The organism is Burkholderia sp. PU8-34, from assembly GCF_053427725.1.
In genome coordinates this window covers 1-1,730 of sequence record NZ_JBSAXC010000046.1, presented here as the reverse complement: position 1 = coordinate 1,730, position 1,730 = coordinate 1, and the positions used below count along the sequence as shown (strand labels likewise).

1 pseudogene is annotated in these 1,730 nt (G+C 57.6%); it reads left to right on the top strand.

The features are described from left to right. Positions 1–1,730, top strand: a pseudogene (locus tag ACV22Z_RS35610) (hypothetical protein); the annotation flags it as partial.

Below are 1,730 nucleotides of genomic sequence, written 5' to 3'. Positions count from 1 at the left end.
ACCGCCGAAGCCGATCGCGCAAGCGATCCTGGACGAGATGGGGCGCGACAGCGGGGTCTTCGATTTCGACCGATTGACGAACGACGGAACGGCGGGGCGCTTGCTGAGCGGCCACCTGACGGCGGCATTGGCGGCAGGCGAGAAGGTGCAGGTGTCGACGGACGGCGGGCGGACGTGGCGGGACGCATTGATGAAGCCGGACGGCACGTGGATGGTGATCGATCCGAACGCGCATGCGGGGAGCTGGACGGTCCAGACGCGGGTGGTCAACGACGGCGGGATGCTCGGACCGGTCAAGATGTACGACGTGGAACTCGACGTGGCGTCGCCGAACGCGCCGTCATCGGCGACGCGGTCGGGCAACGTGATCGACGTGTCGTTTGCCGGAGCGGGCGCGACGGCTGGCGACATGATCAACGTGATGATCGGCGATCACCGGATTACCTACACGCTGACCGGAGCCGACGTGGCGTCCGGGCGTGCGAAGGTGACCATTCCGGCGAGTATTGCCGCGACGATGGACGAGCATGCGGGCTATGGCGTGGCGCTGGTCGATCGCAGCGGGAACGTTTCCGAGTATCTGCTGACGCGCTTCGAGGAAGTCGTGTCGGGCAGTTCGGGGAAGGCAGGTATCGATTTCAAGGTCGTGGACTTCAACAATGAAACTCCACGGGATCTGGTTGCAGGCGGGATTCCGGCCAATTTCGGCATTTTCTCGCTGTCGATCACGGAGAATAAGGCGGACCAGGGAATTCGCGTTGCGGGTGGAAATACGCTTGGGCCTGGCATTAAACCCGACGCCGGCGAGACCGGCTTGTTGATCCAGACTCGAGGGGCGAGGTTTTATCTCAACGATGGCGCGCATGCGCAAGCCCTGACCATTGATATCAGTCTGCCGGGATCGTTGAGGCCAGAATGGCATGCAATTGAATTTTATGACGATGCGGGAAAGTTAGTTCATCGATATCCCCTTTATTTGGATGGTGGAGAGGCTGAGAGGTACTCTATTCATTCCTTTAATATCGTAATTCCAGACGGCGCTCAATTCTCATCCTTTGGATTCAGTTACGGTTCCGGCATTATATGGGAAGCGACGAATGGGACCAGTGCGGTGTGGATCGATAATGTCGGATTTGCCGGTGGAACGTTTAATGCCATAGCGCCAATGACCGTGGTGGACTTCAACAATGAAGCCCCGCGGGATCTGGTCGCGGGTGGAATGCCGGCCAATTTTGGCGTTTTCTCGTTGTCGATCTCAGGGAATGGGGCGGGCCAGGGAATTCGCGTTGCGGGTGGAAATACGATCGGACCTGGCATTAAACCTGACGCCGGCGAAACCGGCTTGTTGATCGAGGCTTTCGGGTCCAAGTTTTATCTCAACAATGGAGCGCATGCGCAATCCCTGGCTATTGATATTAGTTTGCCGAGTGCGATGAGGCCGGAGTGGTACGCAATTGAATTTTTTGACGACGCGGGAAATTTGGTTCATCGACGTCCTCTCTTTTTGGGCGAACGAGGGGGCGAGGCGTACTCTATTCATTCCTTTCATGTCGCACTTCCAGACGGTGCTCAATTCTCGTCATTTGGATTCAGTAGTTACGCGAGCGGCGGCATTTGGGAAACGACGAATGGGAGCTATACGGTGTGGATCGATAACATCGGGTTCGGGGGTGGCAGCTTTGCCAATTCGACCTGGCAATCGATAACGGAACTCGTTCCGCCAGCCGATG